Genomic DNA, 21,427 nt, shown 5'->3' on the forward strand with positions numbered 1-21,427 from the left:
GTCCCCGCACCGTCGTCTCCGGTGGCGTCAGCGGCTCACCAGGCAGTGCTCCTCGTGGCGGGCGGCCTGCGCCACCAGCTCCGGCCGGCCGCTGGCCCGGGTGATGCCCTCCAGCCAGCGGAAGACGTCGGCGGCCTTCAGCTCCGCCTCGAAGTACCGCTTGATGACCAGGGCGAGGACGTCCTGGTAGTTGGTCTCGTCGATGACGTCGGCCAGCGCCTCGAAGTGCTTGTACTCGCCCGGCCGCAGCGGCCGCCGGGCGACGAGGCTGTCCTCCGGTATGCCGGTGCTCACGGGGAGTCCGGGGCGCAGCGCCTCGGCCGGGGTGGCGGTCGAGAAGTCGAGGATCAGGTGCACCCGGTCGCGGTCCGAGCGGGAGGCTGCGCTGTGGGCCCTGGTGGCGTCGAGGAACCACAGTTCGCCGCGGCGCATCCGGTAGATCGTCTCGTCCTCGGAGCTGGAGCAGAGTTCGTCGGTGCGCAGGGGCAGGTGGATGCGCGTCAGGTCCGCGTCGAGTTCGAGGTAGTCGCGGTGCGGGACGAGCACGCTGCCCGGGGTGAGCCGGGCGATCCGGGCGAACTTCAGGTGCTCCAGGAGGAAGTGTCGTTCCATCAGTTCGGTCAGGTAGGGCAGGGCGGCGCCGTACTCGGTGCTGCGGGCCGGGCCGGCGTAGTCCTCCAGGAAGCGGTCGTCGACGTCTCCCGTCCGGTTCCACAGCATGCAGCTGCGCCAGGAGCCGCAGATGAACTCGCCGTAGGAGTCGTTGTATCCGAAGCGCTCGGCGCGGGCCAGGTCGGTCGCGAGGCGGTCGGTGTCGAGGTCCAGGGTGGTGATCCGGGTCGTGCGCGTCATGACGGGACGGTCTCCTTCTGCTCGCCGGGAACGCCGTGGCCGCCGGGGTCCGGACGCTGGTCGAGGTCGGCGGCGGAGAGGCGTACGGTGCCGGTCAGGTACTCGCGGGTGGCGCCGCCGAGGAGGACCCGGTCGCCGCGGAGCTCGCAGTCGAGCCGGATGGTCCGGCGCCGGCCGAGGCGCGGTGAGAACTGGTGGGCGACGAGCCGGTCACGGCCCAGCCGGCGGGCCCAGTACGGGACGAGGGCGCAGTGCGCGGAGCCCGTCACCGAGTCCTCGGGGATGGAGAGCTTGGGGCCGAACCAGCGCGAGGAGAAGTCCCCGGCCCGGCCGGGCGCGGTGATGGCCACGCCCCGCAGGTCCAGTGTCCTCAGCACGTCCTGGTCCGGCCGCACGGCCAGGAGCTGTTCCTCGTCCTCGTACACGACGAGGTAGTCCATCGAGCGGTGCACGGCGACCGGGCGGGGGCCGACGAGCCCGCGGAGCAGGGCCTCCGGCGGCGGCACGGGCTCGTGTTCCAGGGCCGGGAAGGTCAGGTCGAGCCGGTCCTCCGCCCGGTCCACGACGAGCGGGCCGCTCGCGGAGTGGAAGGTCACCCGGTCGCTGCCGGGCCGCAGGTGGTGGAAGACCACGTGGGCGGCGCCGAGGGTGGCGTGCCCGCACAGGTCGACCTCGGCGGCGGGGGTGAACCAGCGCAGCTCGTAGTCGTCGCCGGCCGGCACGATGAAGGCGGTCTCGGGGAGGTTGTTCTCCAGGGCGATCGCCTGCATCACCGCGTCGGGCAGCCATGCCTCCAGGGGGCAGACCGCGGCTGGGTTCCCCCAGAACAGCCGGTCGGTGAAGGCGTCGACCTGGTGGAGGGGGAAGGTGAGGGGGCCGGCCGGGACGGGTCGCATCCGCCGCTCCTTTCCGTGTCAGACGCCGAGGCGCTGCTTCACTTCGGCGAAGTAGGGGATGTGCCGGTAGTCGCGGGACTCGGGGTCGTAGTCCGTGTAGAGGTTGGTGAAGTCGAGGAGCCGCCGCCGCACGTCCTCGACCGGCTCGGTGCGGATGTGCCGCTCGATGGACTCGATCTCGTCGAGGAAGGCGCGCAGGACGTCGGGCAGCCAGGGCAGCAGGTGGATCCGGTCGGCGACGAGCCGGATGCCGTCGGCCTTCAGCAGGTAGGTGAAGAACAGCTGGGAGGCCACGGCGTCGTAGTTCGGCCGGGGGATGCCCTCGACGGAGTAGCGCAGGAGCCGTTCGGCGAGCATGTACTCGTAGGCGAGGCGCGCGTCCCGCGCCGGCAGCTCCTCGTCGTGCAGGCACGCCAGCATCGAGGAGACGTCGGTCCGGAGCTCCTCCAGGCCCGCGAGGGGCTTGATCCGCTTGGCGGGGAGGTAGTCGGGGATGGGCATGTCGCCCTGCCGGTGGTGGTACTCGTGCAGGCGCACCCACCAGGACGAGGCGCGCTCGACGTCGGTCTCGTCGGCGGTGCGCAGGGCGGGGAAGGCGTCCTCCGCCATGACGGCCCCGATGAGCCGGCGGGTGAGGCGCTGGTGCCGCTCCACGAACTTGTCGATGAAGTAGAAGATCTGGTCGTCGGGGTTCTGGATGCCGTCGAGGTGGTTCTCGGGGAAGAGGGCGACGACGACGCGGGACGCGAAGCCGGTCGTCCTCCGCTCGATGGTGACGGGCAGGGTGTTGCTGGCGTACCGCCGGGCCAGGTGCTCGTCGGTGGGCAGCTCGCGGTAGGTCAGGTACTCCAGGGAGAGCGTGGGGAAGTAGGAGGCGTCGAAGAGGGAGAAGAGGTGGTTGTCCCGCCGGTTGTTGATGTGGTCCTTGGTGCGGACGAGGCGGGGGTCGGAGTCGAAGCTCCTGAGGTCCTCGATGAGCGCCTGGCCCGCGGGGCGGCGGCGGATCACGGGCGAGGCCGCCAGACGGTCGGCGAGGTCCTTCAGGAACTCCGGCCGGCGGAAAGCGTCCCGCGGGCCGAGCTCCGCCCTGATCCGGTCGACCTCGTCGATGACCGCCCCGAGGTCGGTGTCTGCGTCGGACACGGCAATGATCCTTCCTTCACGAACGGATGGCTGTCAGCGCGCGGAGGCCACCAGCACGGGAGCCTCGGCGAGGGCGTCGGCGAACGCGTCGAGCGCCCCGGCCCAGTGGCCGGCGTACTCCTCGGCCAGGGCCAGCAGCTCCGCGCGCTCCTCCTCGGTCGCCGCGACCACGGTCATGCCGGTCTCGTCGTCGCTGACCGACTTGGCGTGCACGGTCTCGGCCTTGATGTGGGAGTCGATCCAGTCCAGCGCGCCGTCCTCGGCGTACGGTCCGGCGCCGTCCACGCGGACCTTGGAGTACATGCGCCGGAAGGCGACGGCGATGTCGAGGGCGATGGCCTCGACGACGCGCAGCTGCACGGCCGCGCCGAGGGGCGAGTCCGCGAGCCGCTCCATGTTGGCGAGCAGGTCGCGCACGCGCCCGGGGAGCCGTGCGGCGTCGGCCGCCTCGGCGTCGGAGACCGCGCCGGCGAGCGGGCCGAGGATGGACTCCTCCCACCACACGTAGTGCACGCCGGAGACGCCCTTGGGCGAGACGGCGCTGAACTCCGGGGCGAGGTTGGCGAGGTCGTCGCCGATGACGCGGTAGGCGGTCTGGAAGGCGCCCAGCACCTCCTGGTCGGGTGCGTCCTCGCGGTGGAAGCGGCGGGCCATCACGCCGAGGCCGGCGATGGTGGTGAACATGAAGGCCTTGGTCATGGCCTGCCACTGGCGGCCCACCTTCAGCGCGGCGACGGGGGTGACGGTCTCGGCGGTCCGGGCGTCACCGAAGAACCGGTTCGCCGGACGGCACAGGCCGGCGTCCCGGATGATCTCCGTGATCCGGTCCTCCAGGGCCGAGTCCGTGACGAGGGCGGCGGACGGGTCGGAACTCATGGCATCTCCTGACGGTGGTGGGCATGGGCGCCGCCGCCACGACGGCGGGCCGTTCGGTCGGGGGCGGGTTCGGGAGTGAGCGGGTTCGGGGGCGGGGGTGGGTACGAGCGGGTTCGGAGGCGGGGGCTGGCGGCTCGGGGCGGCCGGGACGGTGGGCGGCCGGGACGTGGCCGGACGGTTCAGGCGCCGGGGGCCAGCCGTGCCGCGAGCACCTCCCCGATCCGGGCGATCGGCTCGGGCAGGGTCATCTCGCCGTGCTCGCACGGCACTTCGTGCACCTCGATCCGGCCCGTCACGTACGCCTTCCAGCGCTCGGACGTCACCGGGTCGTGACCGGGGTCGGCGGTCGCGGGGAAGAAGACGAGGTCCCCGTCGAAGACGCCGGGCGTGTGGCGCCGCATGGCCGCCGCGGCGGCGACGAAGGTCCGGCACAGCGCCGCCGGGTCGAGCCCGCCGAGCCCGGCGAGGGCGGCCTCCAGGGAGGCGCGGCTGTGGCCCATGGACGCGGCGACCTCGTCCAGGACGGCCGAGTCGTCGTCGGCGTACCGCCCGATCGTGTCCCCGGGCTCCGCCGGGTAGCTGTCCATCATCGACAGCAGCGCGACCTCCTCGCCCTCCTCCTGGAGGCGCACCGCCAGGGCGTGGGCGACGATCCCGCCGAACGACCAGCCGAGGAGGTGGTACGGCCCGTGCGGCCGCACGGAACGGACCAGGGCGAGGTAGTCGTCGACGAGCCGGCCGACCTCCTCGGGCGCGCGCTCGGGGTCGGTCAGCCCCCGGGCCTGGAGTCCGTACACCGGCCGGTCGGCGGGGAGGAGGCGCAGGAGTCCCGAGTACACCCAGCTGATGCCGGCCGCGGGGTGGACGCAGAAGAGGGGGGCGGCGTCGCCGGTGGCGCGCAGCGGCAGCAGGGGCGCGAGCGCCCGGTCGGGGTCGGCGCCGTCGAGCCGGGTGGCCAGGGCGGCGGCGGTGGGTGCCTCGAAGAGGGTGCGGATGGTGATCTCTCCGCCGAGTTCGGCGCGCACCCGGCCGATCAGCCGGGTCGCCAGCAGGGAGTGGCCGCCGAGGTCGAAGAAGCCGTCGTCCGCGCCGACCCGTTCGACGCCGAGGACCTCGGCGAAGAGGCGGCAGAGGGTCGCCTCGCGGGGGGTGCGCGGGGGACGGCCCGTGGTGAGGGCGGCGTAGTCGGGGGCGGGGAGGGCCTGGCGGTGGAGTTTGCCGTTGGAGTTGAGCGGGAGGTCGGGGAGGGTGACGAACGCGGCCGGGACCATGGCGGCCGGCAGGAAGCGGGCGGCGTGGGCGCGCAGTTCGGCGGGGTCCGGCCGGTGCGGGGCGGCGGGCACGACGTAGGCGACGATGCGCTTGTCGCCGGGGACGTCCTCGCGCACGGCGGCGGCGGCCTTGGCGACGTGGGGGTGTTCGCCGAGGACCGCGTTGATCTCGCCGAGTTCGACGCGGATGCCGCGGATCTTGACCTGGTCGTCGGCCCGGCCGGCGAAGACGAGTTCGCCCCGGCGGTTCCAGCGGACGAGGTCGCCGCTGCGGTACATGCGGCTGCCGGGCGGGCCGTAGGGGTCGGCGACGAACCGCTGCGCGGTCAGGCCGGGACGGCCGAGGTAACCCCGTGCGACGCCGGCGCCCGCGAGGTAGAGCTCGCCGGTGACGCCGACGGGGACCGGGCGCAGGGAGGCGTCGAGGACGTAGGTGCGGCAGTTCCAGATGGGCCGTCCGATGGGGGCGACGGCGGGCCAGTCGTCCCGCTCGGCGGGGAGCGGCAGGCCGGTGATGACGTGGGTCTCGGACGGGCCGTAGTGGTTGTGGAGGGTGATGTGGGGGCGCTGTTTGTGGAAGTCCCGCACCTGGTCGGTGAGGTGGAGCGGTTCGCCGCCCTGCATGACCTCGCGGAGCTCGGGCAGGCCGAGGCCCTGCTCGGCGGCGGCGTCGTAGACGGCGCGGACGATGAGGTCCGGGGCGAAGAACTCGTTGACGCCCTGGGCGTGGAGCCAGGCCGCCAGGTCGTCGGGGTTGCCCCGGGTGTCGTCGGAGGGGATCACCACGGTCTTGCCGCCGAGGAGCGCGGAGAGGACCTCCTGTTCGGAGGCGTCGAAGCTGATGGAGCTGAACTGGGAGACGCGGGTGCCGGGCGAGGCGGGGATGGTGCCGTTCTGCCAGGTCAGCAGGTTGACGAGGACGAGGGAGGTGACGACGACGCCCTTGGGGCGGCCGGTGGAGCCCGAGGTGTAGACGATGTACGCCGGTGAGTGGAGGCTGAGCGGACCCGTCCGGTCGCCGTTGTCGGGGTCGGTGCCGGAGTGGCGGGCGAGGGCCGCCTCGGCGCCGGGCCCGTCGAGGACGAAGGGATCGTGGTCGGCGAGGCCCGCCGCCAGGTCCCGTACGGTCAGGACGAGTTCGGGCCGGGCGTCGCCGAGGATGAAGTCGACGCGGTCCCGGGGGTAGGACGGGTCGACGGGCAGATAGGTCGCGCCGCTCTTGAAGACGGCGAGCATGCCGACGATCAGCCCGGCCGAGCGGGGCACGATCACGGCGACGTGCCGCTCGGGACCCGCGCCGCGCTCGATCAGCAGCCGGGCCAGCCGGTTGGCGCGGGTGTTGAGCTCGGCGTAGGTCAGTACCGTTCCGTCGTCCTCCACGGCGACGGCGTCGGGCGTGCGGCGGACCTGGGCCTCGAACAGTTCGGGGAGGCCGGCGCCGGACAGCGGCCTCGCCGTGTCGTTCCAGGTGCGCAGGACCAGTTCCCGCTCCTCGGCGCCGACCGGGTCGAGCGCGGAGATCCGCTGGTCCGGGTCGGCGGAGAGGTCGTCGAGGCAGCGGACGAGGCGGGCGGCGAGGGCCTCGGCCGTGGCGTGGTCGAAGAGGTCGGCGTCGTACTCGACGGTGCCGGTGAGGCCGGCGGGGGAGCCGTCCCGGGTGTGCTCGGCGAGACCGACGGCCAGGTCGAACTTGGCGGTGCCGGTGCCCAGCGGCTCGGGCCGCGCGGCGACCCCGGCGAAGAGCGGCGCGGTGTCGCCGCCGTCCGACTGCTGCCAGCTCAGCATGGTCTGGAACAGCGGGTGGCGGGAGAGCGTCCGGGCCGGGTTGACCGCCTCGACGACCTGCTCGAACGGCACGTCCTGGTGGGTGAAGGCCCTCAGGTCCGTCTCCCGCACGCGCCGCACCAGCTCGCCGAAGGACGGGTCGCCGGAGACGTCGGTCCGCAGCACGACGGTGTTGGCGAAGAAGCCGACCATGTCGTCCATGGCCTCGTCGCCGCGCCCGGTGACGACGGTGCCGAAGGGGATGTCCTCCCCCGCGCCGAGCCGCGACAGCAGCGCGGCGAAGGCCGCCTGGACCACCATGAAGGTGGAGGCGTGCGCCGCCCGCCCGAGCGCGGCGAGCCGCGCGTGCGTCTCCCGGTCGACCCGGAAGTCCACGGTGGCGCCCCGGTGCCGGGCGACGGAGGGGCGGGGCCGGTCGAAGGGCAGTTCCAGCTCCTCGGGCGCGCCGGCCAGGGCGTCGCGCCAGTACCGGAGCTGGCGGGCCGCGAGGCTGTCGGGGTCGGCGGCGTCGCCGAGCAGGTCCCGCTGCCAGAGCGCGTAGTCGGCGTACGTCACGGGCAGGGGCGCGAACTCGGGGGCGGTCCCCCGGGCGCGGGCGGCGTAGGCGGTGGCGAGGTCCCGGTTGAAGGGGCCGTCGGACCATGCGTCCGTGGCGATGTGATGCAGCATCAGGAGCAGGACGTGCCGCTGCGGCCCGAGGGTGAACAGAGTGGCGCGCAGGGGCGGTTCGCGGGTCAGGTCGAAGGGGCGGGCGGACTCGGCGCGCAGGGCTTCGGCCACCTCGTCGGCGGCGATGTCGACCCGCGTCAGCGGCGGGCCGGCCTCGCCGGCGGCCAGCACCTTCGGCCGGGGTTCGCCCTCGGCCTGCGGGAACACGGTCCGCAGGGTGTCGTGGCGCTCCACCACGTCGCCGAGCGCGGACTCCAGCGCGTCGGCGTCCAGCGGCCCCGTGAGGCGCAGGGCCTGCGGCACGTTGTACGTCGCGGCCCCGCCGCTCGCCTGGTCCAGGAACCACAGGCGGCGCTGGGCGTAGGACATGGAAACCACGTGGACTCTCCTGATTCACCGCGCGTCCGGACCGCCGACCGGAATGTCGGCCCGGTACACACTCGGCCGCCGAACGCTTTCCGGGCAACCGGGAAATGCTTCAGGAAGCTGCATGACAGGTAATTACTACGGCTCTCGCACGGAGGTCCCGAAGCTACCTCGGAACTACCGGCGATGATGCCTCCGGGGTACCGGTGCCGTCATTATTCTCGTCGCCGACGAGCGTTTCACGTCCTTCATCATTCCGCCGACGAGGGAGCCGACATGGCCGCCAATCCATTCGACGACGAGGACGGCGTCTTCTTCGCCCTGACGAACGACGAGGGCCAGCACTCGCTGTGGCCGGCGAGGCAGCCGGTGCCCGCCGGCTGGCACGTGGCGTTCGGCCGGGACACCCGGCAGAACTGCCTGCGGTACGTGGAGGAGCACTGGACCGACCTGCGGCCGGCGAGCCTGGTGACGCAGGCCCCGGCGGGCGGCGCCGCGTAGGCCCCGGCCCGCCCGCGCTCTCCCCGGCACCGCTTCCGGCCGGCCGCGGCGCCGCGGCGCCGCGCTTTCCGCCGACGATTCTCAGGAATTCATTCGAAGGGAATGCGAACCATGGAAGGCTTCCGCAAGGAGCTGGGGCACATACGCCGGCCGGTGGACGGAAGAATATTCGCACTGAAGCTGGCGGTCCTCTGCTCCCTGGTCGCCGGCGGCACTGCTCTCGTGCTTTCGGGAACCGCCTGGCTGATGGCCTTCGGAATCATTCTGCTCGGGCTCATGTACGCCCATGCGATCGAACTCCAGCATGAGGCGCTGCACGGAATCGGATTGCGCGGCAGCCGGGGGAACGTGGTGGCGGGGGTGCTGCTCGGCATCCCGATGCTGATCTCCTTCGCGGCGTACCGCTCCGCGCACATGCGCCACCACCGCCTGCTCGGCACGCCGGACAACCGCGAGTTCTTCGACTACGGCGACCAGTACGGCGAGGGGTCGGGGTCCCGCTTCCGGAACGCGGTCGTGTGGGTGTACCGCTTCTCGATGATCGGGCACTACGCGAACTTCCTCGCCGTCTGCGCCAGGCTGGCCGCCGGGCGCCGGCTGCCCGACGAGAGGCCGACCGCGATGCGCGGCATCCGGCGGGACCACGCGCTGCTGGCGGGTGTGCTGATCGCCGTGGTGACCGCCTCCGTGGTCACCGGCAGCATGCTGGCCGTCTGGCTGTGGCTGCTGCCGCTCGTGGTGGCCAATCCGGTGCACGCCCTGATCGAGCTGCCGGAGCACTACGGCTGCGACACCGACACCACCGACTCGCTGAGCAACACCCGGTCGATCCGGTCCTCGAAGCTCATGGCGTGGTTCACCAACGGCAACAACTTCCACGTCGAGCACCATCTGATGCCGAGCCTGCCGATCGCGCAGCTGGGGGAGCTCCACGTCGCCCTGGAGGGGCGTCACCGCTTCTACCACCGCACGTACCGCGAGTTCTTCCGCTGGCTGCTGAGCGGCGGGACCGCCGGCCGGCCCGGACCGCTGCTCCAGCCCTCCGAGTCCGGCTGACCCACGCGCCCGCCGCCCCGGGCCCGGCCGGACCACCCGTCCCGCCGCCCCCGGGTCCCGCCGACCGCCGGCCCGTCACCGACCCAAGGACACGCATGCCGCACAAGACACTTCACGGCTGGTTCGCCGCCGGCGCCCGGCGGGTCCCCGACGGGACCGCGCTGGTGGTGTCCGGTGAGCGCCTGAGCTACGCCGAACTCGACGCCGCTTCCCGCCACGTGGCCCGGGTGGTGCGGGAGGACGCGCCCGCCCGCCCCCGGATCGGTCTGCTCGCCTCGCGGAGCACCGTGGCGTACGCCGCGTACCTCGGCGTCCTCCGGGCCGGCGGCTGCGTCGTCCCGCTGAACGAGGCGTACCCCGCCGAGCGCAACGCCGCCGTCGCCTCGGCGGCGGGGATCACCGCCGTGGTCGCCGAGCCGGGCCAGGACACCCGGTTCGCGCGGGAGGGCGGTGCACGGGTGATCGTCCTGGACGCGGAGCGGATACGGGCGTTCGCCACGGACCCCGGCGCCCCGGCCGACGAGGTGGCGGTGGACCCGGACGACACGGCGTACCTCCTCTTCACCTCCGGCTCGACGGGCCGCCCGAAGGGCGTGCCCATCCGCCACCGCAACCTCGACGCCTTCCTCGGCCTCCACATCGAGCGGTACGCCGTGGGGCCCGGCTGCCTGCTCTCGCAGACCTTCGACCTGACCTTCGACCCCTCCGTCTTCGACATGTTCGTCGCCTGGGGCTCCGGCGCCACCCTCGTCGTCCCGTCCCGTACGGAACTGCTCGATCCGGTGGGCTTCGTCAACAGCCGGGGCATCACCCACTGGTACTCGGTCCCGTCGCTGGTGACCGTGGCCGAGCAGTCCGGGGTGCTGCGGCCGGGCAGCATGCCGACGCTGCGGTGGAGCCTGTTCGCCGGTGAGCGGTTCACCCTGGCGCAGGCGGAGGCGTGGGCGCGGGCCGCGCCGGGCAGCGAGGTGGAGAACCTCTACGGTCCCACCGAGCTGACCGTCACGGTCACGGCGTACCGGCTGCCGCGCGCCCGCGAGGAGTGGCCGCGGACCGCGAACGGGACGGTCCCGATCGGCGCGGTCCATCCCCATCTGGAGCACCGGGTCTCCGCCGAGGGCGAGTTGCAGGTGCGCGGACCGCAGCGGTTCGCGGGCTACCTCGATCCGGCGGACGACCTCGGCCGGTTCGCCGGCCCGGGCGCGGACGGCGTTCCCCCCGGCCCGGAGGCCTGGTACCGCACCGGGGACCGGGTGGAGGAGGCGGCGGGAGGGCTGCTGCACCTCGGACGCCTGGACCACCAGGTCAAGGTCCAGGGCCGACGGGTGGAGCTGGAGGAGGTCGAAGCGGCGCTGCTGGCCCACGCGGAGGCGACGGCCGCGGTCGTGGTCCCGGTCGAGGACGGGCGCGGCGGGCTCCAGCTCGCCGCCGTCTGCGTGGGGGCGGTGCGCGACCCGGCGCGGCTGCGGGAGCTGCTCGGCCCGCGGCTGCCCGCCCACATGATCCCCCGGCGTCTGGTCCACGTGGACCGGCTGCCGCTCAACGCCAACGGGAAGGCGGACCGGGCGGCCTGCGAGGAGCTGGCGGCCCGGGCGGCGGCGGCCGGGGCCCCGCGGTCCGGCACCGGCGCGGCTCCGGACCCGCGGGCGGAGACCGGTACGGTTCCGGACCCGCGGTCCGGGACCGGTGCGGCTCCGGACCCGCGGGCGGACGCGACGGAGGTGCTGCTCGACGTCATCAGGGCCCATCTCCCGGAGGGCGGCTTCGACGAGGACAGCGACTTCTACGCGAGCGGCGGGGACTCCCTGATCGCGGTCCGCGTGGTGGCCGACGCCCGCCGGCGCGGAGTGCCGGTCTCGCTGCGCGACCTGCTCGTCCACCAGACGGTGCGCGGCATCGTGGCCGCCGGCGCCGGCCGCGACGCGCCGGCCGAGGCCGCTCCCCCGGGCGGCGCCGCCGAACGGCCCTTCGCACTGCTCGCCCCGGAGGACCGGGACGCCGTCCCGGAGGGCGTCGAGGAGGCGCTGCCCGCGTCCGCGCTCCAGATCGGCATGATCTACCTGGGCGAGCTCAGCCCGGACGCGCTGCTGTACCGCCTCCTGGACGGCTGGGAGGTACGCGCCCCGTTCGACGAGCGCTCCTTCCGTACGGCTCTGGGCGCGCTGGCCCGGCGCCATCCCGCCCTGCGGACCTCGTTCGACTTCGAGGGGCTGTCGGTGCCGGCGCAGCTGGTCTGGGCCGGTGCCGAGCCGCCGCTGAGCGTCGTCCGGGCGGCCGACGAGGAGACCGCCCTCGGTCTTCTGGAGGACTGGGGCGCGCGGGTGAGCACCTCCTTCGACTGGCGCTCCCCCGCCCTGCTGCGCTGTCACGTCGTCGCGCTGCCCGGGTCGTTCCACGTCGTCCTCGCGGCGCACCACGCCCTGCTGGACGGGTGGAGCCTGAGCCGGCTCGCGGTGGAGCTGATGACGCTGTACCAGGCGGCGGCCGACGGACGGGACGCCGCGCTGCCCGAGCCGTCCCCGGACGCGCAGCGCGCGTTCCTGCGGGCCGAGCGGGAGGCGGCGGAGTCGGCGGAGGCGGCCGGCCACTGGCTCGGCGAGGCGCGGGTCCCGCCGCTGCTCCTCCCGGACGACGGCGCGCACTCCGGGACGCCGGACGCCCGGGAGCACCGCGCGTTCCCGCTCGGCGCCGGTGTGGTCGCCGGGCTGCAACGGGCCGCGCGGGCGCGGGGCGTCTCGCCGAAGGCCACGGCGCTGGCGGCGCACGCCCGCGCGCTGGGGAGCTGGCGGGGCCGTACGCGCGACGTGGTGACCGGCCTGGTCTTCAACACCCGCCCGCCGGTGCCCGGGGCGGACCTGGCGGCCGGCCTCTTCCTGAACACGCTGCCCGTGCGGTTCGGCGAGGTGACGGGCGGCTGGGACGCGCTGGTGGCGGCCGCCGCGGAGGCCGAGCGCCGGGGCGCGCCGCACGCGGCCTATCCGCAGGCGAGGCTCGTGGAGCGGCTGGGCCGCCGGCCCTTCGACGTGGTGTTCAACTTCATGAACTTCCACGGTTACCGGGAGCTGGGCGGAGCGCACGCGCCGGAGGTACGCGGCTGGTGGCGGCGCGGCAAGCCGAGCTTCCCCCTCCACGTCAACCTGGAGATCGACGGCGACACGGCCGAGGTCCGCATCGGGTTCGACCCGGACCTCGTGGCCGGGTCCGCGGTCGACACGTACGCCGTCCTGCTGCGCGACGCGCTGACCGAGCTGGCGGAGCCGGCCGCGCTCTCCGTTCCCGCCGTCCCCCACGAAGGGCAGGTTTCCCTGTGACCACCCGACCCCGGCCGCTGCTGGCGGTCGTCTACGACGCGGGCTCGGTCCCGGCCGGCGAGATCGGCAGCGGTCTCGACGAACTCGGCGAGGTCGTCTTCCTGGTGCCGCCGGGCTCCGCGCACGTCGAGCAGATGCGGCCGGTGATGGAGCTCCTCGGCGAGGTACGCGAGCTGACCGGGGCTCCGGAGCGGGACGCGGAGCTGGTGCGCGCCCTGCGGCCGGACGCCCTGCTCACCTTCAGCGAGGGGATGATCCGGACCGCGGCGGAGCTCGGCGCCGCGTGCGGGCTGCCCGGCCACTCGCCGCGGACGGCGCGGCTCTTTACCGACAAGGCGCTCCAGCGCCGGGCCCTGCGGGAGGCGGGCGTCGAGCGCACCCGGACCCGGCTGGTGGAGTCGCCGGACGCGTGGCCGTCGGCGCTGTCGGCGGTGGGGCTGCCCGCGATCGTCAAGCCGGTCACCGGCTGGTGCAGCCGCGACACGTACAGCATGCGCACGCCGGCGGAGGCCGAGGCCGCCTGGGCGGCCGTGACCGAGGCGACGGCGAGCGCCGGCTGGTCGCCGTTCGTGGTGGAGGAGTTCTTCGAGGGCCGGCCGAGCGGGCCGTTCGGCGACTACGTGTCGGTCGAGAGCGCCTGTACGCGGGACGGCGTCGTCCACTTCGCGCTCACCGGGAAGACCCCGGTCATGCCGCCGTTCCGGGGGACGGGCAGGATCTGGCCCAGTCCACTGCCCGCCGACGAGGAGGCCGAGATCCTCGGCCTCGTCACCCGCGCCCTGGAGGCCGTGGGCGGCGGGCGGGGACTGACGCACACCGAGGTGAAGCTGACGCCCGACGGGCCCCGGGTCATCGAGATCAACGGCCGGATCTCCGGCTACGTCAACATGATGGCCCGCGAGTCGTGCGGCGTGGACCTCGTGCGGGCGGCCGGTCTCATCGCGCTCGACCGGGACCCGGAGCTGCGCCCGTTCGAGTTCGGCGGCCGGGTGCACTTCCAGTACAACAACCTGGCTCCGCTCTACCCCTGCCGGCTGGAGCGGGTGTACGGGGCCGAGCGGGTGCGGGCGCTGCCGGGGGTCACCGCGTACCGGAACTTCGTGCGCCCCGGTGACGAGCTGTCCGGCACCTCGCAGACCATGACGCTGGACACCGTCTCGGGCGTCTGCGACAGCCACGAATCGGTCATCCGCACCATCGAGGCGGCGCGGGCCGCGCTCGACTTCGAGTTCCGGTCCGCCCGGGGCGTGCACCGCGTCAACGGCCTCGAACTGCAAGGCGATCGGGAGGAAGACGTATCGCCGCATGGCTCGATCCGCGCATAAAGTTCTGTGCAGAACAAACTAACGAGACTAGAATCCCTACGCTCTTTCTGGGACGTCGTTGACCCGACGTGGGCGGAAACTGTGGGGGCTCGTGTTAGAGAACGCGTTGGATCCGGGGCTGGACTTCCGCATTCTGGGCTCTCTGGAGTGCCGGCTGGACGGGGCCCCGGTGAGACTGCGCGGCAGACTCCAGGAGCGCCTCCTCGTGCACCTGCTGCTGAGCCGGAACCAGGTGGTGCCGCTGGCCCGCCTGGTGGAGGCCGTGTGGGACGAGGAGTATCCGGAGACCGCCTCGCACCAGATCCGCAAGATGGTCTCGGACCTGCGCCAGCGGCTGCCGCCCCTGAAAGGGCTGCTCACCGCGGTCGGCCCGGGCTACCGGCTGCTCCTCGCCGACGAGTCCGTGGACCAGGGACGGTTCGAGGCCGGCACCGCGCTCGCCCGGGTGGCGCTGCGGGACGGACGGCAGCGGCGCGCGCTCGGGCACCTCGCGAGCGCCCTCGCGCTGTGGCGGGGCCCCCTGCTCGACGAGCCGGGCAGCCGGCTCCTGCAGGCCGCCTCCGACGCGCTGGAGGAACAGCGCATCGCCGCCCTGGAGCAGTTCTTCGACGTCCACATCGCGCTCGGCGAGTCGGACGACGTGCTGGAGGCGCTGCGGGAGGCGGTGAACGACCACCCGACGCGGGAGACGCTGTGCGGCCAGCTGATGGTGGCGCTGTACCGCGGCGACCGGCAGGCCGAGGCGCTGGACGAGTACCACCGGCTCCGCGGGGTCCTCGACGAGTCGCACGCGATCGAACCCGGCCCGGTCATCTCCGCGCTCTACCAGCGCATCCTGCGCGGCGACCCCGAGCTTGCCGGACCCGCCGCCGCGCCGGACATCACGGCGGCCGAACCGCCGGAGCCCCCCGAAGTCAACACCCTCCCGTACGACCTGCCGGACTTCACCGGACGCAACCAGGTGCTCGACCTCCTCGACGCCGTCGGCTCGGGCACCCACCCCGGGTCCCCTTCCGGCGCGGCGAGCCCCGGCGGGCCCCGGATCGTCGCCATCGACGGGATGGGCGGTTCGGGGAAGTCGGCGCTCGCCATCCACGCGGCGCACCGGGTCGCCGCGCTCTACCCCGATGGCCGGCTCTACCTCGACCTCCAGGGGTTCACCCCGGGCGCCCGGCCCATGTCCGAGCACGAGGCGCTGGCCTTCCTGCTCGGGTCGATGGGCGTGCCGGACGAGTGCCTCTCCACCAACTCCCAGCTCCTGACGGCGCGGTGGCGCTCGCTGACGAGCCGGCGCCGGGTGCTGGTGGTCCTCGACAACGCGGTGAGCGCGGCACAGGTGCGCCCCCTGCTCCCGCACTCCTCCGAGAGCCTCGTCATCGTCGCCAGCCGGCGCCGGCTCTCGGACCTCGACGGCGCGATCGCGCTGTCGCCGGGCATGCTCTCGCCGACCGAGAGCGTCGCGCTCCTGGAGGGGGTGCTCGGCCGGGCCAGGGTGCGGGCGGAGGAGGAGCAGGCGTGGCGGATCGCGGAGCTCTGCGGCCATCTGCCGCTGGCCCTGCGGATCTGCGCGGCGCGGCTGCTGCACCGGACGCACTGGAAGCTGGAGGAGCTCGCCGACCGGCTGGCCGAACAGTCCCGCATCATCGACGAGCTGACCAGCGGCGAACGGAGCCTGTGGGCCTGCCTCAGCACCTCGTACGCGGCGCTGGGCACCGCCCAGCGCACGGTGCTGAGCAGGCTGGGGAGCCTGCCGGTCAGGGACTTCGACAGTCACACCGCGGCCGCCGTCCTCGGCACGGGGCTGCTGGAGACCGAGCAGGTCCTGGAGGGCCTGCTCGACGTCCATCTGCTCGAACAGCGGGCCAGGGGCCGGTACTCGTTCCACGATCTCGTCCGGGCGTTCGCGATCGCCCAGCAGCCGGATCGGCACGACGGGACGGACGGGGCGAGCGGGGCGGACGGGGACGAGCCGCTGGCCCGGCTGATGGGCTACCTCGCCCGCGTCAGCGACATCGCCTGCGCCCAGCTCTTCCCCGGCCGCGCCGAACCCGTCGAGGTCGGGGCCGCGGCTCCCGCGCGCCTGCCGACGATCGTCGACGTGGAGTCGGCCCTCACCTGGTTCGACGCGGAGCAGCGGGGCATGCTCGCCGTGCTGCGGGCCGGTGCCGCCGGCCCCTGGCACGAACTGACCAGCACGATCGCCCGCAACCTCGTCTTCTACCTGCACATGCGCGGGACGGCGGAACTGCTCCAGGAGAGCGCCGCCATCGGTCTCGCCGCGGCACGTGCCCTGGGCGACGGGCACCTGATCCGGATCAGTCTGACCAACGTGGGCGTCGCGCTGTGGCGGCTCGGCAGGTTCGACGAGGCGGTGCGCCATCTGGAGGGCGCGCTGTCGCTGGCCGTGGAGGCGGCCGACGAACCGGGGCAGGTGAGCATCCTCAACCGGCTGGGCGTCTGCCACGAGCGCACGGGCCGGTACGCGGAGTGCGAGGCGGTGCTGCTGCGGGCCCTGTCCCTGCTGCGCAACCATCCCGCCCCCCAGGAGGAGGCCACCGCGCGCAACTCGCTGAGCACGCTGTACTCCATCAAGGGCGAGTTCGCCGACGCCCGCGCGCACGCCGAGTCCGCGCTGCGGCTCGACGCCGCCGTCGACATCAGCACGCGGATCAACCTCCTCAACGCCCTCGCAACCTCCCTGCTGCGCCAGGACGCGCCGGAGTGCGCCCGGGAGCGGATCGCCGAAGCGCTGCGCCTGGACCGGAAGATGGGCGGCACCCAGGCGGGGGTGCACTCCCTGGTGCTGCTCGCCGAGACGCACATCGCGGAGGACGACCCGCGGCGGGCGTGGGAGAGCGTCGACGAGGCGCTGTCCCGGCTGGACGGCGGGCCGTCGGTCCACTCCTGCGCCACGCTCCGCACGGCGGGCCGGATCCATCTCGCGCTCGGTCACACGGGCCGGGCGCACGAGTGCTTCACGGCCGCGCTGGAGTACGCGGAGGCGACCGGCTACCGCCTGGAGAGCGCCCGCGCGCGGTCCGGGCTCGCGGCCGTCGCCGAGCACGAGGGCAGGACCCGGGCGGCGGACGAGCACCAGGCGGCCGCCTGCGCGATCTATGACGGCCTGGGGCTGCCCGCGACCCGGCTCACGCGCTGTCGGCAGGGGGTCTGCGAGCTGCCCGCGTGACCGGAGCCGTACCCCACGGCCCTGCCCGGGGGCCGCGTCCGAAGCCGGACCCGGGTCCGGGTCAGGAGCCGGAGCCGAGTCCGGCGCCGGAGCCGAGTCCGGGTCCGCGTTCGAGTCCGGGTCCGCGTTCGCGTCCGGGTCCGGGTCCGGGTCCGGGTCCGGGTCCGGGTCCGGGTCCGGGTCCGGGTCCGGGTCCGGGTCCGGAGCCGCGTTCGGGTCCGGAGCCGCGTTCGGGTCCCGCGTGCTCAGCCGGCGACGTCGGCCAGACCCGGGGTGTCGTCCCCGGCGAAGGCCTCGCCGTACCCCGCCGTGCTGAGGAGTCCCGAGCGCAGCGCCTGGACGCCCGCCTGGAAGCGGCTGGACGCCCGGAGTTCCAGCATGACCTCGGCGATGTGGCGGCGGCAGGTCCGTACCGAGATGCTCAGCCGGCGCGCGATGTGCTCGTCCTTGGCGCCGGCGGCGAGCATGTGGACGATGGCGCGTTTCAGTTCGTCGCCGGCGGTCGCGTAGCGGTCGGCGGTCATCGTGTGGGCGTCGTAGGCGACCGCGGTCGACCAGCTCTGTTCGACCGCGCGGTGCAGGAAGTCGACGGTGGAGGGCTCCCGGACCACCACGGCGCCGCCGTGCCCCGCCCTGCTGGGCAGGAAGGCCGTCTCCCGGTCGAAGATCACGATCCGGTCGGGGAGTTCGTCGCCGGTGCGCACCTCGCCCCCCTCGTCGGAGAGCTCGTCCAGCAGCTCGCGCAGCCCCGGGTTGGCCCGCACGGGGTGCTGGAAGAGGGCGCGCACCCGGATGCCCCGGTCCGGCCCGGGGACCCGGGGCAGCCAGGTCTCGATCTCGGTGCGGGTGGTGGTGCCCGGGTGGGCGCTGAGGATCTCCGAGGAACAGCGGCGCGCGTACGCGTCGAGGAGCGAGCGGACCCTGCCGTGCCCCTCGACGACGTCGACGGCCTCGCGCCGGTTGCGTTCGCGGCGGCTCTCGAAGTACATCGCGCGCAGCGAGTGGACCTGTGCCGTGAGGTCGCCCGCGTAGTGCTCCAGCTCCTTGATCTCCAGCTCGATGGGGGTGATGAGCCCGGCCATGGCGGAGTCCGGGCTGGCGGGGACGAGCGCGCCGGCGGTCGGCACGAGGAGCTTGTGGGCCAGCAGCGCGTCGAGCGCGCGCTCGATCTCGTCGGCCGCGCCGTCCAGCTCCGCCGCCAGGGTCGGCCGGTCGGCGCTGGAGACGCCGCCGTGGTCCAGCGACCACCGGTAGACCAAGGCCGCGAGCGGCGGAAGCGGCTCCGCTGTCCTGGGGCGTCGCATACCCGCGTCTCCCTTCCCTCATGGGTGAGTCGTTGTGTGACGGGCCTCAGCGCCGCCCGCCCGCGCCCGCGCCGGCGCGGAGCGCGGCCGTGATCTCCGCCGCGACGGCGTCCGCGTGGGCGGGGTCCAGCAGATAGAAGTGGCCGCCGGGGAAGACGCGCCGCCGGGTGCCGGCGGGTGCCCGGCCGGCCCACCCGGCGAGTTCCGCCGGCGACACGATCCGGTCGTCCAGCCCGCCCAGCACGGTGGGCGCGACGGGCAGCGGCCGCGCCGCGATCCTCGTGGCGAAGCGCTGCTCCAGGGTGAGGTCGCAGCGCATCACCCGCAGCACGTGCTCCCGGACGGCCGCGTCGGCGAGGGCCTCCTCGGGGGTCCCGCCGCCCCTGCGCACGACGTCGAGCAGCTCCTCGTCCGTCCACTCCGCGGTGCGCTCGGCCGCGGCGGGGTCGCCGGGGTACGCGCTGAGCACCAGCCCCCGGCAGAGCGCGGGGGCCTCCACCGCGAGCGTGGCGGCGAAGACGGCGCCCATGCTGTGGCCGAACAGGACGGTGGGCAGCGGCGGCGCGGCGGTCAGTTCCGCGAGCACCGCGCGGAGCACCCCGCCGGGGTCGTCGGCGACGCCCTCGCAGCTTTCGCCGAACCGCCGCTCCCGGCCCGGCAGGGTGACCCCCACGACCTCGTGGTCGCCGGGCAGCCGCCTCAGCGTGGGCAGCAGGGTGTTGGGGCCGGAGCCGGAGTGGGGCAGGACGACCACGCGGGCCCGGGGCGTGCCGGTGGCGGGGCGTACGACGGTGGTCCAGCGCGGTTCAGACATGGAAGTCGGCCCAGATGTCGTCGCGGAGCCAGTACACGCTGTCCTGGCGGTCGAGGAGGTTCAGCTCGATGAGGTAGCGGCGCAGCGCCACGTGGTCGGTCCTGGCGCGCCCGGCCCAGTCCCGCAGCACCTCGTTGACCTCGGGCTCGGGGTAGCGCCGGCCGGGCTCGAAGGAGTTCAGCGCGAGGTGCCGCAGCACCTCGCGGCGGCGCTGGAGCGGTCCGGGGAGGCTGGTGAGCCGGCCGTCGCGCACGTAGTGGTGCAGCAGCGCGTCGCGCCGGGGGTCGCCGGTACGGAACTCCTCGGCGGGGCTCCCGGGTTGCGGTTCGCGGGCCGACGCCTCGCGGGCCGACGCCTCGCGGGCCGACGCCTCGAAGGCCCCCTCCGGCACGCGCAGCCGGCCGTCGGCTTCCTCCAGGAGGCCGCCGGCCCGGAGCCGCCTGAGGGCGGTGGCCGCCTCGCGCGGGCTGGTGCCGGCGGCCCGCGCCGCCTCAGGCGGCGTCGCCGCGCCCAGGACGACCGCGGAGAAGACCCGCAGCCGAGCCGAGTCCGCGAGCAGTCCGATCGCTGTTTCCGGCCTCATGGTTCTTCTCCTCGTTCCGTTCCGCGGTGGGGTGGTCCCACCGGCGGTCGCGTTCCGGGCGGTCGAGCAGCGGGGCTCGCATCACGTGGACGACGCCGAAGACGACGTGGTGGGCGGACGGCATCCGGCGGACCAGCCCGCACTGGAGGTAGGCGTGCACCGCCGTCGCCGCCTGGACGCGTCCGATGCCGAGGCCGTCGGCGAACTGCCGCACCGTCCACGGAGTTTCCCAGCCCGCGAGCTCGGCGAGTAGGCCGATGTGAGCCGGATCCAGCGCCGTGAGGGCGTGTTCGAGCGCCCGCGTCACCCAGTCGGCGTCGTCGCCGCCGCTGACGGCCCGGGCCGGCACCTGGGGTTCGGTGCGCGCCAGGTGGACGAGTTCGGCGGCGGACGACACCACCAGCCAGGAGGCGGCCGACTCCAGGGCCCGGGGCAGTCCGTCCAGCTGGGCGCAGATCTCCAGGATGTCGGCGGCGTTGCCCCGGTCGAGGCGGAATCCGGCCTGGAGGTCCGCGAGCCGGTCGAGGAGGACCGCGACGGCCGGCGCGGCCTCGACCCGCTGGAGGTCCTCCACCGCGTTGAGCGCGGGTACGGGGAGGGGGTGGAGCGGCAGCCGGAACCCCGGCCACCGGCCGTCGCGCGCGGTACGGGAGGTCTGCAGGACCAGCAGGCCGCGGCAGCCGTCGAGGAGCGTCCGGAGGGTGTCGGCGGTGATCCGCTCGCCGTCGTTCCCGTCGAGGACGAGGAGGACGGAGCGGTCGCCGATCAACCGGACGGCGTCGGCGGCGGATCCCCCGTGCGCGGCGAGCAGCCCGTCCAGTCCGGCGAGCGGCGGCGCGCCGGTGCGGCGCCCCGTCTCCCGTCCGGCCGGATCGGGCAGGCTCCACCAGAGCGTGGCCATGCCGTCCTCGGCCTGGAGGGCCCGCGCCACGGCGAGGGCCAGCCGGGACTTGCCGACGCCGCCGAGACCGGTGATCAAGGCCAGCCGTTCGCCCTCCGTGCGGTAGAGGCGCAGCAGCCGGGCCTCCTCCGCCTCCCTCCCGCGCAGGGGGCGGGCCCCGGCGTGGGGCAGCGGGGGCAGGTCGTCGAAGGCGACGTCGTGCACGCCGAGTCCGGCGGCGAGCTGGAGGGCCGCCCGCTGCTCGCCGCCGAGCCGCAGGGCGTCCGCGAGGAGCCGTACGGTCTCGCGGCGGGGGTTCTTCGCCTGCCCCAGCTCCAGGTTGCGGATGGCCCGGACGCTGACGGTGGAGAACCCGGACAGCTCGCTCTGGGTGTAGCTGCTGCGCTTGCGGTACTCCTGGAGGAGCGTCCCGAAGCGTGTGGCGCTGGATGTTTCCGTCGTCTCGTTCCCCATGCCGTCTCCTGTGAAGTCCGGTCGTCTCGGGTGTCGGGCGGTCCAGGTGTCGGGTGGTCCGGGTGTCGGGTGACCCGGGGTGTCGGGAGACCCCGGGCAGGGCGGGTGTCGGGCGGCCCGGGCGTCGGGCGGCC

The 21,427-nt window shown here is 74.2% G+C and carries 14 protein-coding genes; 5 read left to right on the forward strand and 9 right to left on the reverse strand.

Annotated features, from left to right (window positions below):
• Window positions 1–27: 27 nt before the first annotated feature.
• The 5 genes from ACFQ8C_RS01935 to ACFQ8C_RS01955 all read right to left on the reverse strand — a co-directional run bounded on the left by ACFQ8C_RS01935 (window position 28) and on the right by ACFQ8C_RS01955 (window position 7,861).
• On the reverse strand, window positions 28–852 hold the full coding sequence (locus ACFQ8C_RS01935) for an aspartyl/asparaginyl beta-hydroxylase domain-containing protein (protein WP_383451233.1): 825 nt from the start codon (window positions 850–852) through the stop codon (window positions 28–30).
• Entirely contained in the window at window positions 849–1,748 is a 900-nt protein-coding gene (locus tag ACFQ8C_RS01940) for a PhzF family phenazine biosynthesis protein (RefSeq protein ID WP_383451236.1), read from the reverse strand. Before ACFQ8C_RS01940 ends, ACFQ8C_RS01935 begins: the two co-directional genes overlap by 4 nt.
• Before the next feature lie 18 nt (window positions 1,749–1,766).
• Window positions 1,767–2,891 carry a DUF6421 family protein gene (locus ACFQ8C_RS01945; RefSeq protein WP_383451239.1) on the reverse strand — a complete coding sequence of 375 codons (1,125 nt, stop codon included), beginning with the start codon at window positions 2,889–2,891 and terminating at the stop codon, window positions 1,767–1,769.
• 33 nt (window positions 2,892–2,924) lie between these two features.
• On the reverse strand, window positions 2,925–3,767 hold the full coding sequence (locus ACFQ8C_RS01950) for a DUF6202 family protein (protein WP_383451241.1): 843 nt from the start codon (window positions 3,765–3,767) through the stop codon (window positions 2,925–2,927).
• A gap of 179 nt (window positions 3,768–3,946) precedes the next feature.
• Window positions 3,947–7,861, reverse strand: a complete 3,915-nt coding sequence (locus tag ACFQ8C_RS01955; RefSeq protein ID WP_383451404.1) for an amino acid adenylation domain-containing protein — start codon at window positions 7,859–7,861, stop codon at window positions 3,947–3,949.
• A gap of 273 nt (window positions 7,862–8,134) precedes the next feature.
• Here ACFQ8C_RS01955 and ACFQ8C_RS01960 point away from each other — a divergent pair, with 273 nt between their 5' ends.
• The 5 genes from ACFQ8C_RS01960 to ACFQ8C_RS01980 all read left to right on the forward strand — a co-directional run bounded on the left by ACFQ8C_RS01960 (window position 8,135) and on the right by ACFQ8C_RS01980 (window position 17,238).
• Entirely contained in the window at window positions 8,135–8,359 is a 225-nt protein-coding gene (locus tag ACFQ8C_RS01960; RefSeq protein WP_383451244.1) for an MbtH family protein, read from the forward strand.
• 102 nt (window positions 8,360–8,461) lie between these two features.
• Entirely contained in the window at window positions 8,462–9,415 is a 954-nt protein-coding gene (locus ACFQ8C_RS01965) for a fatty acid desaturase family protein (protein WP_383451247.1), read from the forward strand.
• A gap of 95 nt (window positions 9,416–9,510) precedes the next feature.
• Window positions 9,511–12,726, forward strand: a complete 3,216-nt coding sequence (locus ACFQ8C_RS01970; RefSeq protein WP_383451251.1) for an AMP-binding protein — start codon at window positions 9,511–9,513, stop codon at window positions 12,724–12,726.
• Window positions 12,723–14,051, forward strand: a complete 1,329-nt coding sequence (locus tag ACFQ8C_RS01975) for an ATP-grasp domain-containing protein (RefSeq protein WP_383451253.1) — start codon at window positions 12,723–12,725, stop codon at window positions 14,049–14,051. The genes ACFQ8C_RS01970 and ACFQ8C_RS01975 overlap by 4 nt, the downstream gene beginning before the upstream one ends.
• A gap of 91 nt (window positions 14,052–14,142) precedes the next feature.
• Window positions 14,143–17,238 carry a BTAD domain-containing putative transcriptional regulator gene (locus ACFQ8C_RS01980; protein ID WP_383451255.1) on the forward strand — a complete coding sequence of 1,032 codons (3,096 nt, stop codon included), beginning with the start codon at window positions 14,143–14,145 and terminating at the stop codon, window positions 17,236–17,238.
• Window positions 17,239–17,483: 245 nt separating this feature from the next.
• On the opposite strand, the gene ACFQ8C_RS01985 is transcribed toward ACFQ8C_RS01980, so the two are convergent.
• From ACFQ8C_RS01985 to ACFQ8C_RS02000, 4 genes are read right to left on the reverse strand one after another with little or no spacing between them, the layout of a single operon-like run.
• A complete protein-coding gene (locus ACFQ8C_RS01985) occupies window positions 17,484–18,542 on the reverse strand; it encodes a LuxR C-terminal-related transcriptional regulator (protein ID WP_383451258.1) in 1,059 nt (352 codons plus the stop codon).
• Between the two features lie 46 nt (window positions 18,543–18,588).
• Window positions 18,589–19,356: a thioesterase II family protein gene (locus ACFQ8C_RS01990; protein WP_383451261.1), complete on the reverse strand. Its 768-nt coding sequence runs from the start codon at window positions 19,354–19,356 to the stop codon at window positions 18,589–18,591.
• A complete protein-coding gene (locus ACFQ8C_RS01995; RefSeq protein WP_383451263.1) occupies window positions 19,349–19,939 on the reverse strand; it encodes a DUF2087 domain-containing protein in 591 nt (196 codons plus the stop codon). Before ACFQ8C_RS01995 ends, ACFQ8C_RS01990 begins: the two co-directional genes overlap by 8 nt.
• A complete protein-coding gene (locus tag ACFQ8C_RS02000) occupies window positions 19,848–21,293 on the reverse strand; it encodes a helix-turn-helix domain-containing protein (RefSeq protein WP_383451266.1) in 1,446 nt (481 codons plus the stop codon). Before ACFQ8C_RS02000 ends, ACFQ8C_RS01995 begins: the two co-directional genes overlap by 92 nt.
• Window positions 21,294–21,427: the final 134 nt, after the last annotated feature.

It is taken from the genome of Streptomyces sp. NPDC056503 (assembly GCF_042794995.1).
Taxonomy (GTDB): Bacteria; Actinomycetota; Actinomycetes; order Streptomycetales; family Streptomycetaceae; genus Streptomyces.